The organism is Acidimicrobiales bacterium, assembly GCA_036273495.1.
GTDB lineage: Bacteria > Actinomycetota > Acidimicrobiia > Acidimicrobiales > JAJPHE01 > DASSEU01.
On sequence record DASUHN010000294.1, the window covers coordinates 1 to 3,565 of the forward strand.

Sequence of the window (3,565 nt, forward strand, 5' to 3'; positions counted from 1 at the left end):
CCTACGTGCGCTACAGCCCCGACCCCAACGCCGGCGTGCTGGCCCGCTCGCAGAGCAGCTACTCCAACTACGGGAACGCACTCAAGGGGCCGGCGTGCACCATCGGGCCCGACGGCCAGCCCGTGCCGGTCGTCGGTCAGGGCTTCAAGCTCGTGAACGGCACCTACCAACTGGACCCGGCGACCTATGTCCAGCGGCGCACCCTGGACATCGCCACCGTGCGGACGCCCCGCTACCGGTTCCGGTACGGGGACGCGGGGTCCGGGTTGGCCGGGCGCTGGATCATGGACGGGCTGCAGGTCTCGGCCAGCGACCAGGGGCTGCGCACCGGCCGATACGGCCCGAGCCTGATCGATCGCTTCAAGGGCCGCGCCTTCCAGCAGTCCCCGGGAGGGGACACCCCGTGCTGCGGCTACGAGGACGAGCAGGTCAACTGGAACGGGTCGTCGATCACCATGGGCATCAGGACCGGCCCGGTCCGCACCATCCGGGTGACCTGGGGCTCCGACTCCGGCACCAACGTGACCCGCACTGACATCTTCTATGCCGACTCCATCCAGCACGAGTACGGCCTCCGGGTACACCCCATCCCGCCGCTGGACGGGATCTACACCCAGTGGAACATGAGCGCCGGGGCGGTCACCACCTACTACAACGCCTATAACCCGGCCGGGGTCCAGGTGACCGGGATCAACCCGGTCCTCTACGGGGACACCACCGACTTCGTCGGCCCGAGCGGCGTGTCGGAGTCCAGCAACGACAAGGTGGGCCGCACCGTCGGTCCGGTCCAGGCCGGCTCCCCGGACAAGTCCAAGTGCACGGCCGTCCCCGTCGCGGTGCCCGAGGTCGGCTCCCCCGACAGCTGCGTCTACGGCTCGTTCAACCTGCCCGACGCCACCTACTCGGGACTGGCCTCGGAGCTGCTGTCCTGGGAGGAGCTCACCGGCCCGGCCGGGACGCTCCTGGAGAAGTGGGCCGTCGACCAGGGCGCCAACCCCAGCGCCGGTGGTGCCCAGGCGGCGGTCGAGGCGGCGCCGTACTACATGGACGACTCCTGCTTCGACGACGGCACCGGCAACTCCCCCGGGCCCCAGGTGAACCCCCGGGCCACCGACCCGACCACGTGGGGCTTCGCCGACCAAGGCGGCCGGCCGGTGGCGGTGTCCCCGGCTCCTGCGCCCGCCGACCGGTATCAGGGCCGGGTGAGCGACGGCGGGGTGGCCTACGACGGCACGCTGTCCTACAACCGCCGGTGCTGGAACCACAACCCCGACGGCAGTCCGTACAACCTGCCCGGCACCGCCACCTTCGACCCCGCCAAGCCGGTCCAGCGGGAGGACCCGGCACCGGATCAGACCTTCGGCCCGCAGGGGGACGTCCGCTACTTCGAGGGGGACGTGGCCACCCACGGGCTGCACCTGGTCTTCACGGCCGACTCGGACAACGCCGACCTCACCACCGCCGTAGACGAGATCGACAGCATCGACAACCAGTTGGTGCTGCCCCCCGGCGTCGGAAACGTCGGATCCACGTACAACGTGCAGCTGGTGGCACCGATACAGCCCATCGTCACCGCCTTCGGCCCTTCGCCCCTGGTGGCACCGGGACTGGACGTACGCGGCCCCGGCCTGCCCGACACCGCCTTTCCGGGTGGGGCGGGAAGCGGGGCGTCAGGCCCCTCTCCTGGATCGTCCACTGCCAGCGACAGGCCGGTGACGGAGACGGTGCCGGAGGCCGGGAAATCGCCAGCCCTTCTGTAAGCGGGCCCGGTCCGCTCAGCCGAGGACGATCGGGAGGGTCTCCCAGCCCCGCACGGTCGAGGTGGTAGCCAGGCGGGCGTTGTCCATGTCGACCTCCCAGTCGGGGAAGCGAGCCAGGAGCTCTTCCAGGGCCACCCGGCCCTCGAGCCGGGCCAGGGCGGCACCGAGGCAGAAGTGGATCCCGTAGCCGAAGGTGAGGTGCTGGCCGATCTGGCGGTGGATGTCGAACCGCTCCGGGTCGTCGAACTGCCGGTCGTCACGGTTGGCCGCCGCCACGAGGAACACCATGGCGCTGCCCGCCGGCACCCGCTGGCCGAGCAGCTCGACATCCTGGGGGAGGAATCGGGCCGCCGCCGGACCCGGGGGCTCGTACCGCAGAAGCTCCTCGACGGTGTTCGGCACGAGGTTCGGCTCGGATGCCACCTGGCGGCGCTGGTCGGGGTGTTCCCCGAGCACCTTGCCCGCCCACCCGATCAGACGGTTGGTCGTCTCGTTACCGGCCCCGGCGACGACGGTGGCGTAGATCACCGCCTCGTCCCTGGTCAGGGTCCGCACCGTCCCGGTCTCGTCCTCGAACTCGGTGTGGAGCAGTGCGGTCATGACGTCGTCGGACGGATGATCGGCGCGCCAGTCGATGTACTCGGCGATCATCCCGTCGCTGAAGCCCTCGGTCCGTGCCTCCATGGGCTGACCGGGACGGGTCCTGAGGTTGGCGTCCACCTGGTCCCTGACCGCTTCCAGGCCCGACTCGGGGATGCCCATCAGCATTCCGATCACCCGCATCGGCATCTGGGCCCCCAACTCCTTGATCAGGTCGAACCCGTCCGATCCGATCAGGGGATCGAGACAGCGCGCACAGAACTCCCGGATCTTGGGCTCCAGGCCGGCGATCCGGCCGGGAGTGAACACCCGGGAGAGGAGGCGCCGGTGGATGGTGTGCACGGGCGGGTCCTCGAAGATGAGGATCCCCGAGGGCATCTCCATGTCGGCCTTGATGACCTCGAGTATCCCGCCCTTGCCCGATATGTAGCTCCGGGCGTCACGGAGGCCGTCGCGGCAGTCGTCGAACCGGCTGACGGCGTAGAAATCATAGCGCTCGTTGTAATAGAGAGGCTCCTCCTCCCGTAGCCTCCGGTACGTGGCATAGGGATCGGCCACCAGCTCGGGGTCGTACGGATCCCAGTAGAGCTCGGTGCCCGCCGTGTCCGTTCCGGCCATGTCGCTCTCCCTGGTGAAGCGGTGGCAGAAGAATGGCGCCGATCCGCACCATCCGACAAAGCGCCGGCTGGATCCGGCAATCCGCCAACCGCGCCACTAGAGCAGGGCACGGGCCACGCCTATGGCTGCACCACCGGCCACCAGCCAGGCCCCGTTGGGTCGCCATCGGAGCATCGCGGCCAGGCCGGCAGCCGCCAGCAGGCCGGTAACCGGGTCGACGATGGCGGCCCGGCCCAGGTCAACCGTCACTCCCGTCATCAGGCCGAGGGCGGCCACGGTGACTCCGTCGAGGGCCGGACCCAGCCAGACCGAACGACGGATCCGCCCGACGAGAGGCTCCAGGGCCGAGACCATGACGAAGGAGGGGACGACGATGCCGGCGGTGGCGACGAGGGCGGCGGGTATCCCGCCCAGGAGGTAGCCCACGAAAGTGGCGGTGGTGAACACCGGCCCCGGAGTGATCTGTCCCGCCGCCACCGCGTCGATGACCTGGCCTTCGGTCAGCCAGTGCAGGTGGGTGACCAGGTCGGCGCGCAGGAAGGCGAGGAGCACATAGCCGCTCCCGAAGACGACGACCCCCAGCTTGG

3 protein-coding genes are annotated in these 3,565 nt (G+C 69.9%); 1 reads left to right on the forward strand and 2 read right to left on the reverse strand.

Annotated elements, in window-relative coordinates; genetic code table 11:
- A partial coding sequence (locus VFW24_12555; protein ID HEX5267594.1) for a hypothetical protein occupies positions 1-1,760 on the forward strand: 1,760 nt, incomplete at its 5' end.
- Between the two features lie 15 nt (positions 1,761-1,775).
- On the opposite strand, the gene VFW24_12560 is transcribed toward VFW24_12555, so the two are convergent.
- Together VFW24_12560 and VFW24_12565 are read right to left on the reverse strand one after the other, a co-directional pair.
- Positions 1,776-2,978 carry a cytochrome P450 gene (locus VFW24_12560; GenBank protein ID HEX5267595.1) on the reverse strand — a complete coding sequence of 401 codons (1,203 nt, stop codon included), beginning with the start codon at positions 2,976-2,978 and terminating at the stop codon, positions 1,776-1,778.
- Between the two features lie 96 nt (positions 2,979-3,074).
- Positions 3,075-3,565, reverse strand: a 491-nt coding sequence (locus VFW24_12565; protein HEX5267596.1) for a chromate transporter, incomplete at its 5' end; no start/stop codon positions are given.

Bases quoted from the DNA above. Each gene is read 5' to 3' on its own strand.
- VFW24_12560 (HEX5267595.1), bottom strand. From the start codon at position 2,978: ATGGCCGGAACGGACACGGCGGGCACCGAGCTCTACTGGGATCCGTAC.